General features: G+C 71.2%; 12 protein-coding genes. 5 read left to right on the top strand and 7 right to left on the bottom strand.

The genetic code is table 11. The features are described from left to right. Positions 1 to 276 precede the first annotated feature (276 nt). From G9272_RS03395 to G9272_RS03365, 7 genes are all read right to left on the bottom strand, one after another. The gene (locus G9272_RS03395) at positions 277 to 2,028 is read right to left on the bottom strand and encodes an RICIN domain-containing protein (RefSeq protein ID WP_171401821.1); all 1,752 of its coding nucleotides are present in this window, start codon (positions 2,026 to 2,028) and stop codon (positions 277 to 279) included. A 100-nt stretch (positions 2,029 to 2,128) separates the two neighbouring features. Further along, on the bottom strand, positions 2,129 to 4,264 hold the full coding sequence (locus G9272_RS03390; RefSeq protein ID WP_171395127.1) for a beta-galactosidase: 2,136 nt from the start codon (positions 4,262 to 4,264) through the stop codon (positions 2,129 to 2,131). 81 nt (positions 4,265 to 4,345) lie between these two features. After that, positions 4,346 to 5,278, bottom strand: coding sequence for a carbohydrate ABC transporter permease (locus G9272_RS03385; protein ID WP_171395126.1), 933 nt, complete (start codon positions 5,276 to 5,278; stop codon positions 4,346 to 4,348). Then, the gene (locus tag G9272_RS03380; RefSeq protein WP_171395125.1) at positions 5,275 to 6,144 is read right to left on the bottom strand and encodes a carbohydrate ABC transporter permease; all 870 of its coding nucleotides are present in this window, start codon (positions 6,142 to 6,144) and stop codon (positions 5,275 to 5,277) included. Before G9272_RS03380 ends, G9272_RS03385 begins: the two co-directional genes overlap by 4 nt. 1 nt (position 6,145) lies before the next feature. Beyond that, entirely contained in the window at positions 6,146 to 7,543 is a 1,398-nt protein-coding gene (locus tag G9272_RS03375; RefSeq protein ID WP_171395124.1) for an ABC transporter substrate-binding protein, read from the bottom strand. 296 nt (positions 7,544 to 7,839) lie between these two features. Then, entirely contained in the window at positions 7,840 to 8,982 is a 1,143-nt protein-coding gene (locus G9272_RS03370) for a LacI family DNA-binding transcriptional regulator (protein WP_171395123.1), read from the bottom strand. Between the two features lie 159 nt (positions 8,983 to 9,141). Further along, positions 9,142 to 9,726, bottom strand: a complete 585-nt coding sequence (locus tag G9272_RS03365) for a hypothetical protein (protein ID WP_253267692.1) — start codon at positions 9,724 to 9,726, stop codon at positions 9,142 to 9,144. Positions 9,727 to 10,045: 319 nt separating this feature from the next. Here G9272_RS03365 and G9272_RS03360 point away from each other — a divergent pair, with 319 nt between their 5' ends. The 5 genes from G9272_RS03360 to G9272_RS03340 are packed head-to-tail and all read left to right on the top strand — an operon-like array spanning position 10,046 to position 16,524. After that, positions 10,046 to 10,900 carry an ABC transporter permease gene (locus G9272_RS03360; RefSeq protein ID WP_171395122.1) on the top strand — a complete coding sequence of 285 codons (855 nt, stop codon included), beginning with the start codon at positions 10,046 to 10,048 and terminating at the stop codon, positions 10,898 to 10,900. After that, positions 10,897 to 11,784: a carbohydrate ABC transporter permease gene (locus G9272_RS03355; protein ID WP_171395121.1), complete on the top strand. Its 888-nt coding sequence runs from the start codon at positions 10,897 to 10,899 to the stop codon at positions 11,782 to 11,784. The genes G9272_RS03360 and G9272_RS03355 overlap by 4 nt, the downstream gene beginning before the upstream one ends. Positions 11,785 to 11,818: 34 nt before the next feature. Beyond that, entirely contained in the window at positions 11,819 to 13,471 is a 1,653-nt protein-coding gene (locus tag G9272_RS03350; protein ID WP_171395120.1) for an extracellular solute-binding protein, read from the top strand. Between the two features lie 49 nt (positions 13,472 to 13,520). Next, positions 13,521 to 14,585, top strand: coding sequence for a LacI family DNA-binding transcriptional regulator (locus G9272_RS03345; RefSeq protein WP_171395119.1), 1,065 nt, complete (start codon positions 13,521 to 13,523; stop codon positions 14,583 to 14,585). 13 nt (positions 14,586 to 14,598) lie between these two features. Further along, positions 14,599 to 16,524 (top strand): DUF2264 domain-containing protein, encoded by a 1,926-nt coding sequence (locus G9272_RS03340; RefSeq protein ID WP_171395118.1) that lies wholly within the window; start codon positions 14,599 to 14,601, stop codon positions 16,522 to 16,524. Position 16,525: the final 1 nt, after the last annotated feature.

Raw genomic sequence — 16,525 nt, 5'->3', positions numbered from 1 at the left:
CCCGCTGGTCACTCGAACGTACGGAGCCCGTCCCCCGACGGGGTGACGCGCTTCGGGACTGGCCCGAGGAACTTCGGAACGGGAGGATCCCTGCGCCCTTTTGATCGTGCGCGTACGGGAGTTGAGCGGATCGGCGGCGCTTGCGGGAACGCGTGATCCCCTCTCGTCGTTCCCGGGTGTTCCCGGGTTCGAATCCCGGCGGTCAGGTCGGCGCCCGCGCTGTGTCCGCCGACGGCGAGTCGGGAGCCGTCCCGGCCGCCCGCGTCGCCTGACCCCCTACGGGACGAGCTCCCAGTCCTGTGAGCCGTCGGTGAGCGCGTTCTGGAGGGTCAGCTGCGTTCCGGCGGACGCACCCGTCAGGTACAGGTTCGTGTTCCTGACGGACTGGAGCTTGTAGAACCCGTCGGCGGTCCTGACGAGGTTCCAGCTGCCGGTGGCGCTGTTGTCGACCCACTGGCCGATCTTCTGGCCGGCTGTGGCATTGCCGGTCCAGATGGCCGCCGCCCGGCCGCCCGACTTGTTCAGCAGGCTCACGCCGCCGTTCGGCTCGGTCGTCACGTGCCAGTACTGGGTGTCCGCGTTCGCCGCCGAGCCCGGGGCCTCGAGCCGGACATCGGGCACGTCCGCGTTGCCGATGTTCGCGTCGTTGGTCTTGTTCCCGGTGCCGATCACCTGGTCGGTCCTGCGGTTCACCAACTGGTAGTAGGCGCCGTCCGAGTGGCCGAGGTCGACCTCGGCATAGGCGATCGTCGAGGTGCCCTGGTTGTTGAGGATCGCGATGCGGCCGGTGCCCTCGACGTACTGGAGGTCGCGGCTGTAGCCGGCCGGTGAGGTCGTCTGGTACTCCTTCCAGGTGCTGTCGCTCCGTCCGCTGTCGTTGACCCAGACGTTGCCGCTGCCGGCGGCGTTGTAGACCAGGCGGCCACCGGGCAGCCTGACGAGCACCGGACTGCCGCCCGTCGCGAGCGCGTGGGAACCGGCGTCGAGCGGCAGGGCGGTGACGCCCGTGCCCGTAGCGGAGCCGGTGTAGAACTTCAGCGGGTCGTCGCCGAGCACGTACTTGGTGTTGACGCCTCCGCCCCAGTACTCGAAGGTCAGCAGCCACTTGCCGTCGGTCGTCCGGACGACGTTCGCCATACCGGGCCGCCCGCCGCCGATCTCCGTCTTGCCGCCGCCCATGTTCTGGGTCAGTCCGGCGACGTCGACGACGGGGGCGCTCCACTGGGCACCGGTGCCGTCCCAGGTCTTGTGGGCGAGGATCTGGCCCTGAGAGTCGGTTGCGGTGTCGTTGGCGGGGTCGAGGGTCGGCACACCGGTGGTCGCGTTGAAGCCGGTGTAGTCGTTCTCGTCGGAGTAGTAGCAGACGAGCTTGCCCTTGTGGACCATCAGATACGGCTCCCAGACGGGATCCACCTGTCGGCTCGTGTTCGCGGCCGCGATGTTCTGGCCCACCGCGCCCGCGCTGCCACCCTGCCAGCCGCCGGTGGCGACGACGTTCTCGACCTTCCATGTCGCACCGTCGTCGGTGCTGGAGTACAGCGCGATCGCCAGGTCCTTGCGGTCGCCGTCGTTGGTCGGCGTCCAGTTCGGGTCGGCCGCCTTGTGCTCCTTGTAGTAGGAGTCGTCGCCCGACACGACGCTCGCGAGCAGCAGCGTGCCCTCCTTCAGATTCCCGAGGTCCTGCGGAAGGACGTACAGGTACGGGTTGGTCCAGTTGCTCGTGTACTTCGCGTACTTGGCATCGCCGGACAGATACGCCGGAGCCTTGACCTCCGACAGCGACTGCCAGGTCGTTCCGTGGTCGTCGCTCTTGTAGACCGGGAGGGTCTGCCGGTCGGCGCTGCCCGTCGCCGTCACGACCGTGGACTTCTCGAAGGACGCGACCAGACGTCCGCCCGGCAGCTCCGCCGACTTCGGGTAGATCGCGCAGTTGCCCCGCCCCTTCAGGCACGGCTCGCTGCCGAGCTGGTAGAGGATCCCGCCCGTCGGGTTGTACGCCTGCGCGCCGGTCATGGGGATCGCCAGCATCGCGGACGCCGCGACGACGGTTCCCAGCACTCGGCCTGTTCTTCTTCTCTGCACAGCCCCTCCTCGGGGGACGGCCACGGCGATGTCCGTGGGGGTCGGGTCAGACGACGAGGACGCGTACGTCCCAGGGGCCGAGGTCCAGGGTGGCGCCCGCGGGGACGGAGGCGCCGGTCAGGACGTCGGAGAGGGCCAGCGGGACGTGGACGCCCGCGGGCTCCCAGCTCCAGTTGTGGACGATGTGGACGCGTCGTCCGTCGGGTGCGGTGCCGGTCGTCGCGGTGACGGAGGCCGGCAGGTCGCGCCAGGCGTGACGCGCGGCCGGCGCGAGCCATTCGGCCAGCGCCCGGGCGAGGTCGCGTCCGGGCGCGGTGCCGACGTACGTGACCCGGCCCGCGCCGTGCCGACGGCTGGTGACCGCGGGCCAGCGCCCGAAATGCGGATGGTCGTAGGTGACCAGCACCTCGGCGTCGGTGACGGTCAGGCCGTCGGCCCAGCGGGTCGCCGTCGCACCCTCGGGAAGGTCGAGCGGGCCCCCGGACGCCGACCGCACGGGAACCTCCCCGACGAGATTGCTGAACTCGTCGTACCGGACGCCCGCGACGTCGGTCAGCCGGCCGGGGGCCGCCTCGTGCCGGGCCCGGGCCTCGTGGTCGGCGTAGCCGGTGCGCGGGCCGAGGACGAGATGGCCGCCGGCCTCGGCGTAGGCCGCGAGCCAGTCGAGCGTCGAGTCGGCCGCGAGGTACAACGCCGGCACCACGAGCACCGGATGACGGCGGACGGCCTCCTCGGGCGTCAGCCCCTCCCTCTCGCCGCGCGGGTCGTGCAGCTGGCGGGCGTGCACGATGCGCACCTGGCGGCCGGCCTCGAACGCGCCGCGGTAGAAGGGGTCGAAGAGGCGGTGGTAGGCGGCCGGGTCCGGTTCGCCGTCCGGCTTGGCCAGCGGCGGGTACTTCTGCATCAGCCACTTGCTCGGCGTCGAGTACACCATCGTGATGTCCGCGTCCGGTTCGAGCCCGGCGACCAGTGGACCGGCCGCCTCGAACTCAGCGCCCAGACGGGCGAGTTCGGCGTAGGTCCGGCCGGGCTGACCGGTGTGGGGGAGGACGCCTCCCCAGTAGGTCTCGGCGCCGAAGTGCAGGGTGTTCCAGTGCCAGTACTCGATCATGCGGGCGCCGCGAGCGACGAGCGCCCAGGCGGCCTGCCGCCACTGGCCGTCGTAGGCGGGCCGGTTGTCCCAGGGGAAGCCGATGGAGCCGGCGTCGGTCTCGGTCACCAGGAACGGCTCCTGGCGGGAGGAGAACATCCAGTCGGCGGTCTGGTACAGCGCCCACACGCCGGTGGTCTTCCACTTCTGTTCGTGGTCGTCCGGGGCGGGGTCCGGGAGCAGGAGGCCGTCCTGCATGTCGTAGTACGGGTTGCCGGTGGCGATGTCGAGGCGGTCGGTCAGCTCGTCGTCCTCCACCGCGGGGCGGGTGTAGGAGATGCAGGTGGTGACGAACTGCCCGGGGTGGGCGTACTCGCGGACGAGGTCCGCCTGCCAGCCGATGAACTCGGTGACCTGGCGGGCCTGGAACGCCCGCCAGGCGACGTCGTACTGGGGCTGCGCGTTGCCGTCCGGCGTCCACAGGTCGGCCCACGTCGACAGCCGGTGCGACCAGTAGACCAGCCCCCACTCGCGGTTGAGGGTCTCGACGTCGCCGTACGTCTCGCGCAGGTGGTCCACGAAGCGCTGGAAGACACCGTGGTTGTGGAAGAGCTCCAGGCCCGGCTCGTTGTCGACCTGGAAGCCGATGACCGCGGGGTGCCCGGCGTACCGGGCGACGATCTTACGGATCACCCGCTCGGCGTGGAACCGGAAGCCGGGGTGGGTGAAGTCGACCTCCTGGCGGGCGCCCCAGCCGATGCGCTCACCGGTCCGCCGCTCACCCGTGATCTCCGGGTACTGCCGGACCAGCCACGGCGGGACGGCGTACGTCGGTGTGCCGAGGACGACGGAGATGCCGCGCTCGTGGGCACCGTCCAGCACCGGCTGGAGCCAGTCGAGGTCGAATCGCCCGTTCTCCGGCTCCCAGGTCGACCACACCGACTCGCCGACCCGGATGACGGTGACACGCGCGTCGGCCATCAGGTCGAGGTCGGTCTTGAGGCGTTCGCCGGGGCGTTCGTCGCCGTAGGGGGGCCGGTACTCGTGGTAGTACGCGGCACCGAAGAGGACGCGGGCAGGCAGAGCCGCCATGAAGGAAACCTCCGGAGGGAACAAGGGAAACAAGGGGAAGCAGGGCAAGCAAGGGGGAGCAGGGGAAACACGGGGAAGGGGTTACTGCTTGACGCCGCCGGCGGCCAGGCCGCTCTGCCAGTACCGCTGGAGCAGCAGGAAGGCCACGACGAGCGGGACGATCGAGATCAGGGATCCGGTCACGACCAGCGCGAGCATGTCGCTGCTGGCGCCGGCCCCGCCGTTCTGCGCCTGCGCGGCCCAGGAGGAGAGGCCGACCGTGATCGGGTACAGATCCGGGTCGTTGAGCATGATCAGCGGCAGGAAGTAGTTGTTCCAGGTCGCCACCAGGGTGAACAGCAGCACCGTCACCAGGCCGGGACCCAGCAGCCGCAGGGCGATCCGGAAGAAGATCCGGGCCTCGCCGGCCCCGTCGATGCGGGCGGCCTCCAGGACGCTGTCCGGGACGGCGTCCTGCGCGTAGACACGCATGAGGTAGAGGCCGAAGGGATTGACCAGGGAGGGCAGGACGACCGCCCAAGGCGTGTTGACCAGGCCCGCCTTGGCGAAGAGCAGATAGGTCGGGATCGCCAGCGCGGTGGTCGGGACCATGACGGCGCCGAGCACCAGGTTGAAGGCGGTCCGGTCGCCACGGAAGCGGAACTTCGCGAAGCCGTACCCGCCGGCGGCCGCGAGCAGGGCGGCCCCGACCGCGCTGACACCCGCGTACAGCACCGTGTTGAGCAGCCAGCGCACGAAGACCCCGTCGTCCTGGGTGAAGGTCTCCCTGACGTTCGTCAGCAGCTGTGGGGTGTGCGAGAACCAGAGGCCGAAGCTGTTGAACAGGTCCTGGGTGCTCTTGGTCGAGGCGATCAGCAGCCAGCAGAGGGGGAGGAGGAAGTAGGCCAGGGCGGCCAGCATGGCGATCGTCAGCGGGGTGCTGCGCCGGGGCCCGCGCCGACGGCGTCCCGGGGGAGTGGCGGGGGCCGGCCGCGTCGGCTCGGCGATCGTGGCCGTGGGGGTCGTGGTCGTCACGAGGTCCTCCTGCGGTTCGCGGTGAGCAGGACGGCGTAGGAGGCGATCACGATGACGAGGCCGAGCAGGAAGGACACCGTGGCCGCGTAGTTGACCTGCTGGCCGGTGAAGGCGAGCGTGTAGGCGTAGAGGTTGGCGGTGTAGGAGCTGCTGATCACGTCCGGGGCGATGTTCATCAGCAGCTTCGGCTCGTTGAAGAGCTGGAAGCTGCCGATCACCGAGAACAGCAGGGTGAGCATCAGCGCCGGGCGCAGCGCCGGCAGCTTGATCGACCAGGCGGTCCGCCAGGCGCCGGCCCCGTCGACCGCGGCCGCCTCGTACAGCTCCTCGGGGACGGTGCGCAGGGCGGCGTACAGGATGATCATGTTGTAGCCGACGAACTCCCACGTCACGATGTTCGCCAGGCTGCCGAGCATCCACCCTTCGCTGAGGAAGTCCGGGACGGGCAGGCTGAGTTCGCGGCTGAGCTGAGCGAAGGGGCCGAAGTCCGGCCCGTACAGATAGCCCCACATGAGCGCGGCGACCACGCTCGGGACGGCGTACGGGACGAAGATGCCCAGCCGGATGACACGGGCGAGCCGGAGCAGCCCGCTGTCGAGGGCCAGGGCGAACACCAGCGCCAGCAGCAGCATCACGGGGACCTGGAACACGAAGAACAGCGCGACGCGCCCGATGCCGTGCAGGAACTGCGGATCGCTCAGGGCCTGGGCGTAGTTGTCGAGCCCGACGAACGCCGTGCCGCCGATGAGGCGTTCCTGGAACAGGCTGAGGTAGGCGGCGTAGCCGAGCGGGGCGAGGAAGAGCAGCAGGAACAGCACCATGAACGGTGCGACGAACAGCGGTCCGGCCGCCCTTTGACGGCGCATCTCAACTCCCCTTGACGGTGAAGCCCTGGTTCTTGGCGTACGAGGTCAGCCGTGACTGCCAGGTGCCGAGCGCGCGGACGGTGTCGGTCCTGTCGGCGAGGGACTTGCCGACGGTCTCCGTCCAGTCGGTCGCCGCCTGGTCGAGGAACGGGGGCCACTGGAAGGAGGAGTTGACCGTGGAGCCGATGTCGGCGAAGACCTGGTTGACCTTCTGACCGCCGTAGAAGGACGGGGCGTCCGAGACGAACTCCGCGTCCGTCAGCAGGGACTTGGTCGCCGGGAAGAAGAACTGCTCGGTGGCGAACATCCTCGCGCTGGCCGGGTCGGTGTTGAGGAACTGCGCGAACACCGCCGCCGCGACGGGGTTCTTGGTGGAGCGGATGACGGCGGTCGTCGAGCCGCCCCAGTTGCCCGAGCTGGGCTTGGCCGCGTCCCACTGCGGCAGCGGGGCCGCCCGCCACTTGCCCGCGGTGGCCTTCGCGGAGCCGGAGAGGAAGACCGGACCCCAGGCGGCGGTGATCCAGGTGGCGTACTTGCCCTTGTTGAGCGCCGCGTACCAGGAGTCGGTGAAGTCGGGTTCGACGCCGATGACCCCCTCCTTCGCGAGGCCGCCCCAGTACGCGCCCAGCTTCTGGGAGACGCTGTCGTCGACGCTGATGGTGATGTCGCCCTTGCCGGACGTCACGTACGGTTTGGCGCCCGCCTGCCACAACAGGCCGTGCCAGGCGGCGACCTGGTTGGCCGCGAGGTTCGTGAGGTAGACGTCGGGGTCGGCCTTGTGCAGCTTGCGGGCCGCGGCGGCGAACTCGTCCCAGGTTCCCGGCACTTCGATGCCGTGCTGGTCGAAGATGTCCTGCCGGTACAGCATGCCCATCGGCCCGGTGTCCTGGGGGATCGCCCATATCTCGCCGTCGTTGCCGCTGACCTGGGACCAGGTCCAGTCCACGAAGGTGGACTTGAGCGCGGCGGCGCCGTACGGCCGCAGGTCCAGCAGGCTGTCGGTGATGGTGAAGGTCGGAATGGCCTGGTACTCGATCTGCACCATGTCCGGGGCGCCGCTGCCTGCCTTCAGGGCCGTCCGCAGCTTGGTGTACTGCGGGGTGCCCTGGCCGGCGTTGACCACCTTGACCTTGATGGCCGGGTACCGCTTCTCGAAGAGCGCGACCTCCTTGTCCATGTTCGGGACCCAGGTCCAGAACGTCAGCTCGGTCGGCGTCTTCATCGCCTTGTCGATGTCGGCCTGCCCGACCGGCTTGCCGGAGCCGGCGGAACCGCCGGAGTCGTTCCCGCCGCAGGCGGTGAGGGCGGCGCCGAGCGACAGGGCGCCCGTCGTGGTGAGGAACAGCCGGCGGCTCATCGGGGAGGGGCCGGACATGAATGTGGACGTGTTCTGGGGCATGGTGAACTCCCGCCGGAGGCGATGGTCACGGCACGCCTGGCGAGGGCGTGCGCAGGCGTGGTGGAGGAAGGCGTGGGCGCGACGACCGGGGCGGACACACCGATGCGGTCGAGGCTGAGGAGGGGGAGAGGGAGGCTGCGAAGGTCGGAGACCTGGCTCAGGGTCCGCCGCGATCAGCGGCGGCCCGGTGCGGCTCCGACAACGGGCCGGTGGCGAAGGGCGCGGACGGTACAGCGGCTCGGCTTCGGGTCACGCGCGCGGCCATGAGGGTGGTCGGCCGGGTCGGATCGTGCTGTTCAGTGCGGTGTCGAGTGGCCTCCGTTCGCCGGTGGCGCAGTGGGCGCGGCCGCGCGCGAGGCGGCGGCGGTGCGCCGTCCGCGAGCCGGGGTCGTCCGGTTCGGCGGGGGCGCGGTCGAGGACCGGACGACGAGGTCGACCGGTGGGTCGCTCGCCGGCAGCGGATCCGCTTCCGGGTTCTCGATGGTGTGCACCAGGCGCTTGAGTCCCTCCTGCGCCACGGCGTCGAAGGGCTGCGGCACCGTGGTCAGCGGAGGAGTCACATAGGCGGCGACCGGAACGTCGTCGAAGCCGACGACGCTGACGTCCTGGGGCACCCGCCGTCCCGCCTCCGTCAGCGCGCGGATCAGACCGATCGCCATGTCGTCGTTGGCGGCGAACACGGCGGTGACGGCGGTGTCCGCGGCCAGCTTTCGTCCGGCGGCGTATCCGGACGCGGCCGACCAGTCGCCCTCGACGACCGGCGGCACGTCCCTGCCGTGGGCGGCCAGCGTGGTCCGCCAGCCCTCCAGCCGGTCCCGGGCGGCGTACCAGCGCCGCGGTCCGGCCAGGTGATGGACCGTCGTGTGCCCGAGGTCCAGGAGGTGTTCGGTGGCGACGCGGGCCATCAGGTCGGCTCCGTCGCCCGCGGTCAGTACCGTGGGCGCGACGACGGGGGACGGCGCGCCGAGGACGAGGACCGGCACGTCGACGCGGAGGGAGACCTCACCGTCGGCTCCCTGTTCGTCGATCGGCTCGGAGATGACGATGCCGTCGACCCCCTGATCGAGGAGCGAGTCCACGGCACCGGTGATGCCGGCCGGGTCCCCCTCCATCGTGTTGACCACCCGGAGCGCGTATCCCGTGTCCCGGAGGGCCCGCTCGACTCCCATGAGCAGCGAGGCGGGCCCGTACAGGGCGGTGCCCAGCGTCACCACGCCGATGGAGCGGGTCCTCCCGGAGGCCAGTGCCCGGGCGGCGTTGTTGCGCCGGTAGCCGAGCTGTTCGGCGGCTTCGAGGACGCGTCGGCGCACATCGGCGGAGACGTACTGCTCGTCGTTGAAGACCCGGGAAACCGTCTTCTGCGAGACGCCGGCCAGGCGGGCCACGTCCACGCTGCGTGGCGCCGCGGAGTTCCCGCCCCGCCCTGTTCCTCGCGTCATGGTGTCTCCCGGTGGCCGCACGTGCGCACGATGATGCCAGACGTCGTGCGCCTGACTGCGCAGTCATGTCTGCGCTGTCATGTCTACGCAGTCATAAGACGGCCGTCAAGAGTTCGGAACGCATCTGTCACATACGCCGGGGCGTCGGCCGGCTCGAGATCAGTTCGTGGGCAGCCACTTCTCCAGGGCGCCGATGAGACGGTCGAGCGCGGGTGCGTCGGTGGAGCGGTCCGTCATGACCGTACGGCCGTCGAACTGAAGCGTGTACTGGAACTTGTCCGCCGACCCCATGTCGATCGCGAAGGCGGGGACATCGGCGAGCGCCGGATCTCCGAGCAGCGTCCGCAGCGTCGTGAACTGTGCCGCGGTGGTGCGACGCACCGCGGACTCGCCGCTGTCGGTGGTCCGGACCGTGCCGTCGCCCCGGAGGACCACCTCCCGGTTCACCCCGGCGAAGCCGCCGCTGACGGTCATCGTCACCAGCTTCTGGTCCGGCCCGGTGACGGGCACCGGCGACGGGCTCGCCGACGCCGGAACCGACACGGAGGGAGAGGCGGAGGCGTCGGAGGAGGGCGAGGAGGGAGAGAGGGAGGGCGAGGCGGGCGACGGCGGGGCGTCCGAGACGGTCGCCGTGACGACGGTCTCGTCCGTCGGCTCCGCCGCCTTCCCGTCGTCCCCGGAAGAGCAGCCGGCCAGCGCCAGCGCCGCGGCCGCGCACACCATCACCGAACTCCGAGTGAGCACCTTTGTCTCCCTGCGTGCCGTGTCTCCGTGTGTCATGTCCCTGAGTACCAGTCCCTGAGTACCCGTCATGTCAGCGTGCCATGCCACGGGTTCTCATACGCCGGGGTACGCCCGGGCTGTGTCAGAAGTGTTGACCCCGGTTCTGAAAACGTTTTAACTTCACCTCACTCGACCCCTGAGGGGAGGAGACTCCGTGGCGACGTTGCTGCGTGAGAACCCCAGTAAAACGGAAGAGAGCAACGCGTCCCGTCGCTCGTTTCGACGCCGGAACGAGCGAAAACGTTTTCAGGGAACGCGCAGCCGGACGCTGTTCCTGCTCATGCTGCCGGGGCTCGCCTACTTCCTCGTGTTCCACTACGGCGCGCTCGCCGGCAATGTCATCGCCTTCAAGGAGTACGTCCCGTTCGACGGGATCTGGGGCAGCCCATGGGTCGGCCTCGGCAACTTCCGGCGGATGTTCGAGGACGCCGAGTTCTGGGACGCGGTCCTCAACACCCTCTGGATCGCGGTCCTCCAACTCGTCTTCTACTTCCCCGTCCCGCTCGGCCTCGCGCTGCTCCTGCACACCCTCACCTGGAGCACGGTCCGCCGCTTCGTGCAGTCCGTGGCCTATCTGCCGCACTTCGTCTCATGGGTGATCGTCGTCGCCCTCTTCCAGCAGGTCCTGGGCGACACGGGCATGGTGAACGGCTATCTCGGCGACGCGGGCCTGCACACCGTCGACATCGTCGGCAATCCCGACGCCTTCCGCCCGCTCGTCGTCGCACAGGTGATCTGGAAGGACGCCGGCTGGGGCACGATCATCTTCCTGGCCGCGCTCTCCCAGGTCGACGAGCAGCAGTACGAGGCCGCCGCGATCGACGGCGCCGGGCCCTGGCGGCGCTTCTGGCACATCACCCTGCCGGCGATCCGGCCGGTGATCGTGCTGCTGCTCATCATGCGGCTCGGCGACATCCTCTCCGTCGGCTTCGAGCAGATGCTGCTCCAGCGCGACGCCGTCGGCCCGCAGACCGCCGAGGTCATCGACACGTTCGTCTACTACCGGGGCATCGTCGGCGGCGACTACGGATTCGCCGCCGCCGCGGGCCTGTTCAAGGGCCTGGTCGGCGCCCTGCTCGTGTACGCGGCCAACCGGGTCGCCCATCGTCTCGGCGAACAGGGGGTCTACCGGTGAGCGCCCACGTCCGACCCGGCTGGATGGAGAAGCCGCGGCTCGCCACCCAGGCCGCGAAGGCCGTCGCCCTCGCCGCGGTCGTCCTCCTGGTCTGCGTGCCCTTCCTCGTCATCGTGTCGACCTCGCTCGCCGCCCCGCGCGAGGTCGTGGCCAACGGCGGCTGGGTGCTGTGGCCCGAACACCCCACCCTGGAGGCGTACCGGGACATCCTCGACGGCGGCATCGTCACCCACGCCCTCGCCGTCAGCGCCGGCGTCACCCTCGTCGGCACCGCGCTGAGCCTCTTCTGCACGGTCACCCTCGCCTACGCCCTCTCCCGACCCGGTGTGTTCGGCGGCCGCCCGGTCCTGCTGCTGATCCTCTTCACCTTCCTCTTCCCGCCGGGCATGATCCCGGGCTTCCTGCTGGTCAAGGAGCTCGACCTGCTGGGCAGTTACGGCTCCCTGGTCCTCCCCGTGCTGGTCAACGTCTTCAACCTGGTCGTGCTCCGCGGCTTCTTCCAGGGCATCCCCGAGGAGCTGTACGAGGCCGCCCGCCTCGACGGCGCCGGGGACTGGCGAGCCCTGTGGTCCATCGTGCTGCCGCTGTCGAAGGCGGCGCTCGCCGTGGTCGGACTGTTCTACGCGGTGGCGTACTGGAACTCCTGGTTCTACGCCTCGCTCTACCTCGAGAGCGACCACTGGCCGGTGCAGCAGGTGCTGCGCACCTACGTCGTGGCCGGCTCCGGCCTCACCGACACCACCACCGGCGAGGCCACGGTCAACGCACCGCAGACGATCCAGATGGCCGTGCTGGTGATCGCCACCGTGCCGATCCTGCTCGTTTATCCCTTCCTCCAGAAGTACTTCACCAAGGGCGTGCTCACCGGCGCCGTCAAGAGCTGATCCCGCACCTCGCCACGCAGAAAGGTCATTCGTCATGTCCGGCATGTCCCGACGCACGCTGCTGCGATCCGTGGCCGCGGGTGGCGCCGCCGTCGCCGTCCCCGGTCTGCTCACCGCCTGCTCCACCACGGGTTCGGACGACAAGGGCGTCTCCAACGCGGGCAAGGAACTCGCCCCCTGGCCCGCCTACGCGGCTCCCGCCGGCCCCCGGCCCGACCTCGCGCCCACCGAGGCGGGCGTCCAGGCGGGCTTCACGTCCTACCCCTCCTCCCTCGTCACCTCGGTCGCCCGTACCCCCGGCGACGGCTCCACCGTGAAGGTCCTGACCGTCACCTTCGGCACCCCGCCCAAGGCGGCGGACCAGAACCAGTACTGGCGGGCCGTCGAGAAGGCCCTCGGCGTGAAGATCGAGTTCACGGTGGTCCCGCAGGCCGACTACCAGAAGAAGATGGCCACCGTCATGGCCGGCGACCCCGACTCGCTGCCCGACATCATCAACGTCTTCACCAATGTCACCCTGCCGCGCGAGGCCCAGTTCGTACAGCGCAGGGCCGAGGACCTGACGCCGTACCTCTCCGGCGCGGCGGTCCGGGACTACCCCAACCTGGCCGGCATCCCCACCCACGCCTGGCGCGACATGGGCCGCATCGGCGGGCGGCTCTACGGCATCCCCCTCGAACGCCCGCTGCCCGGCTCGACCCTCTGGCTCAACCAGGGCCTGTTCACCAAGGCCGGCATGAGAGGCGGCTGGACCTCCACGGACTTCGCCGCCGTCGCCCGCAAGGCCACCCACGGCAAGCGGTACGGGCTCGGCGCCTCCGTCGGCTCCCTCTTCGGCAACGCCGTGCACGCCGCCGCCCACCACGCCCCGAACGCCTGGGCCGTCGACAAGAACGGCACCTTCCACCCCCACTACGGCGACGACCGCTACAAGGCCGCCGTCGCCTTCCAGGCCCAGCTGCGCAAGAACGGGTCCTACCACCCCGACGCCACCTCGATGTCCCAGGTGGACCTCGGCACCCTCTTCCTCAACGGCACCGTCGCCGCCCTCCAGGACGGCTTCGGCGCCTACCAGACCCGCTACCCCGACGCCGAGGGGCTGCTGACCCCGGCGCCGGCCCTGCCGTACAGCGTCGACGGCACCCCGGGCGGCATCGTCGCCGCCCGCCGCTCCTTCGGCTACACGATCCTGAAGAAGGCCGGGAAGGAACGCGTCCAGATGCTGCTGCGCCTCCTCGACCACCTGGCCGCGCCGTTCGGCACGAAGGAATGGGAACTCGTCCACTACGGCCTGGAGGGCGTCCACTTCACCCGGGGCAAGGACGGCTCCCCGCGGGCGACCCGGCTCGGCGAGGTGGAGAACGTCTCCAACCTGCCGTTCCGCTACCTGGCCGAGGGCCCTCAGGTGCTGTTCCTGCCGGGCCTGCCCGATGCCGTGCGCGCCCTGCACACCTGGCAGCGGACGGTCGTACCGGTCGCGATCCGCAACGCCTCCTTCGGTCTGAAGTCCCCGACCGACACCTCCCAGGGCGCCACGCTCAAGGCCCTGATGGACGACACGGTCACCGCCGTCGTCGCCGGCCGTGCCCCGATGTCGGAGTACGACGAGGCGGTGCGGAAATGGCGCTCGCGAGGCGGCGACAGAATGGCCGGGGAGTACGCCGAGGAGTACGACGCCAACACCTGAGTCGGCGGCAGCGGCGGAACGGACACGGGCGAGGGAAACGGGGTACGACATGACGGCACAGGGACGGGTGACCATCCGCGAGGTGGCCGAACGCGCGGGGGTGTCCGTGGCCACGGTCTCACGCGTGCTCAGCGGCAACTACCCGGTGCCGCAGGCCACCCGCACCCGGGTGCTGCGCGCCGCCCGCGCCCTCGACTACGTCGCCAACGCCCACGCCCGTGCCCTCGTCGGCGGCGGCCGCAAGACGGTCGCCGTCGTCCTGCGCCAGGTCACCAGCCCGTTCTACGCCCAGGTCGCCGAGGGCGTCGAGGCGGAGGCCGCCACCCACGGCTGGCTCTGCCTGGTCGGGACCACCGGCGGGGACCCGCAGCGCGAGCTGGAGTTCGTCCAGCTCATGCGGGAGGAGGGCGCCCGGCTGGTCATCCTGGTCGGCGGGGTCGTCGAGGACGACGCCTACCGTGAGCGCGTCGCGCACTACGCGCAGGCCCTCGCCTCCGCCGGGGCCCGCCTGGTGCTGTGCGGACGGCCCGCCCCCGACCCCGACATCCCCGCGCTCGTCGTCGAGTTCGACAACGAGGCCGGGGCCCGCGCCATCACCGGACACCTGCTCTCGGCCGGCCACCGCAGGATCGTCTTCCTCGGCGGACTGCCGGGCAACACCGCCCTGGACGCCCGGGTACGCGGCTACCGCGCCGCCCTCGCCGGGCACGGGCTCCCGCCGGAGGCCGCCCATGTCGTCGACTGCGGCCTGGGGCGGGCCGCCGGGCTCCGCGCGATGACCGAACTCCTCGAGGAGCGCCCGGAGTTCACGGCCGTCTTCGCCGGGGACGACATGGTCGCGGCCGGCGCCCTGCGCGCCATCGCCGAGGCCGGGCTGCGGGTCCCCGACGACATCTCCGTCGTCGGCTACAACGACATCCCGCTCGCCGAGGACTTCCACCCGCCCCTCACCACCGTGCGCACACCCGCCGAGGAACTCGGCCGCGCCGCCGTGCGCATCGCCCTGCGCGACCCCGAACAGGCCGCCGCCACCCACCATCTGCTCGGCACCCACATCGTCGTACGCGACAGCGTCGCCGCGCCCCCACCCGGGCGCGCCCACCGACCGACTTAAGGAACCGTCCCGTATGACCGCGCCGCACCTGTCGGCCGACGCCGGCCACCTGCCGCCCCCCGACCCCGCTCTGTCCCCGTACACCGGCTACACCCGGGCCCACTGGGAGGCCACCGCCGACCGGCTGCTCGCCGCGCTCCACCCGTACGCCGGCCCCGGCCTCGCCCAGTACCGGCTGCCCGGCCGCACCGGCCACTCCGGTGCCTGGTCGGACGGACTGGAGGGGTACGCCCGCTCGTTCCTCCTGGCCGCCTTCCGGATCGCGGGCTCGGGCGGAGACGTCGGCCCCACGCTGATCGAGCGCTATGCCACCGGTCTCGCCGCCGGAGTCGACCCCCGCCATCCGGAGCACTGGCCGCCCATCACCGACCGGAGCCAGCCCATGGTCGAGGCCGCCTCCATCGCCATCGCCCTGCACGAGACCCGCCCCTGGATCTGGGACCGACTGCCCGACAGCACAAGGGAGATGGCGGTCGCCTGGCTGGGCGGCTTCGTCGGCGCCACCGCCAACGACTCCAACTGGCGGCTGTTCCAGGTCATCACCGAGGAGTTCCTCGCCTCCGTCGGCGGGCCGTACGCCCGCGCCGAGATCGACGGGGGACTGGACCGCCTCGACGACTGGTACCGGGGCGACGGCTGGTACACCGACGGCGAGGGCCGCAAGTTCGACTACTACAACGCCTGGGCCCTGCACCTCTACCCCGTCCTCTGGGCCCGCGTCGCCGGCCACCGCGCGGACCCCGCCCGTGTCGCCACACACCGCGCCCGCCTTCGCGAGTTCCTCGACAGCCACCAGTACTTCTTCGGCTCCGACGGGGCCCCCGTCCACCAGGGCCGCTCCCTCATCTACCGCTACGCCACCGCCGCCCCGCTCTGGGCGGGCGCCCTCGCCGACGCCACCCCGCTGCCACCCGGGCGCACCCGCCGCCTCGCCTCGGGCGCCCTGAAGCACTTTGCCGACCACCAAGTGCCCGACGAGCGAGGCTTGTTGAGCCTCGGCTGGTACGGGCCCTACCTGCCTGTCACCCAGCCGTACTCGGGCCCGGCCTCCCCGTACTGGGCGAGCAAGGCCTTCCTCGGTCTGCTGTTGCCCGCCGACCACCCGGTGTGGACGGCACCCGAGGAAGCGGGCCCCGTCGACACCGCCGACCGGCAGCTGGCCCTGCCCGCGCCGGGGTGGCTGCTGCACTCCACGGCCGCCGACGGGATCGTCCGCCTGGTCAACCACGGCACCGACCGGCTCCCGCCGCCGCCCGCCGCGTCCGACGACAGCCCGCACTACACGGGCTTCGCCTACTCCACCGCGACGGCCCCCGAGACCCCGCCCCCCGGCGAACCACCCGGCCCCGACAACCGCATCGCCCTGCTGGCCCCCACGGGCCCGTCCCGTCGCGGCCGCATCCACCCGCTGTACGCGGAGGGCCGGCGCGCGGCGTCCTGGCACACCCCGCTCGGCCCGGACGGCGACGAGCACCTGCGCATCACCACCGCGAGCGTGGTGCGCGGGCCGTGGGAGATCCGCGTGCACCGCGTCGAGGCCCCCGCCGGCACGCCCGTCCGGGCCGGCGGCTGGGCGGTGGCCTGCGACGACGCCCCGCCCCTCGCCCGGACGGGTGAGGCCTGGGCGGTGGCCCGCCGCACCGACGGCCTCACCTCGGCCCTCGTCGCCCTGTTCGGCTGGGACGACGCCACCGCCGAGGTGACCCGGGCCCGTGGCCACAACGCCTACGGCGACCACTCGGCCGTCCCCGTCCTCACCGCACCGCACCCGGGCGGCGCACAACTGCTGGCGACGTTGGTGGTCCTCACCGCCGATCCGCTCGTCGCGGCGGACGTACGGACCGGAGCGGGCGCGGTCCTCGTCTCCGACGGCACCCTCGAGGTCCGATTCCCGGACGGCACGACCGAGACCGTCACGCCGGTGCCCGGTCCAGGGTGAG

Source organism: Streptomyces asoensis, assembly GCF_013085465.1.
Classification (GTDB): Bacteria; Actinomycetota; Actinomycetes; order Streptomycetales; family Streptomycetaceae; genus Streptomyces; species Streptomyces cacaoi_A.
Note: the sequence above shows the minus strand (reverse complement) of the source record. Positions and strands in the feature narration are given on the sequence as shown.

What these genes read in the sequence shown, in the direction of transcription:
- G9272_RS03395 (WP_171401821.1), bottom strand. Translation starts at nt 2,028, where the DNA reads ATGCTGGCGATCCCCATGACCGGCGCGCAGGCGTACAACCCGACGGGC.
- G9272_RS03390 (WP_171395127.1), bottom strand. Translation starts at nt 4,264, where the DNA reads ATGGCGGCTCTGCCTGCCCGCGTCCTCTTCGGTGCCGCGTACTACCAC.
- G9272_RS03380 (WP_171395125.1), bottom strand. Translation starts at nt 6,144, where the DNA reads ATGCGCCGTCAAAGGGCGGCCGGACCGCTGTTCGTCGCACCGTTCATG.
- G9272_RS03375 (WP_171395124.1), bottom strand. Translation starts at nt 7,543, where the DNA reads ATGCCCCAGAACACGTCCACATTCATGTCCGGCCCCTCCCCGATGAGC.
- G9272_RS03370 (WP_171395123.1), bottom strand. Translation starts at nt 8,982, where the DNA reads ATGACGCGAGGAACAGGGCGGGGCGGGAACTCCGCGGCGCCACGCAGC.
- G9272_RS03360 (WP_171395122.1), top strand. Translation starts at nt 10,046, where the DNA reads ATGCTGCCGGGGCTCGCCTACTTCCTCGTGTTCCACTACGGCGCGCTC.
- G9272_RS03350 (WP_171395120.1), top strand. Translation starts at nt 11,819, where the DNA reads ATGTCCGGCATGTCCCGACGCACGCTGCTGCGATCCGTGGCCGCGGGT.
- G9272_RS03345 (WP_171395119.1), top strand. Translation starts at nt 13,521, where the DNA reads ATGACGGCACAGGGACGGGTGACCATCCGCGAGGTGGCCGAACGCGCG.
- G9272_RS03340 (WP_171395118.1), top strand. Translation starts at nt 14,599, where the DNA reads ATGACCGCGCCGCACCTGTCGGCCGACGCCGGCCACCTGCCGCCCCCC.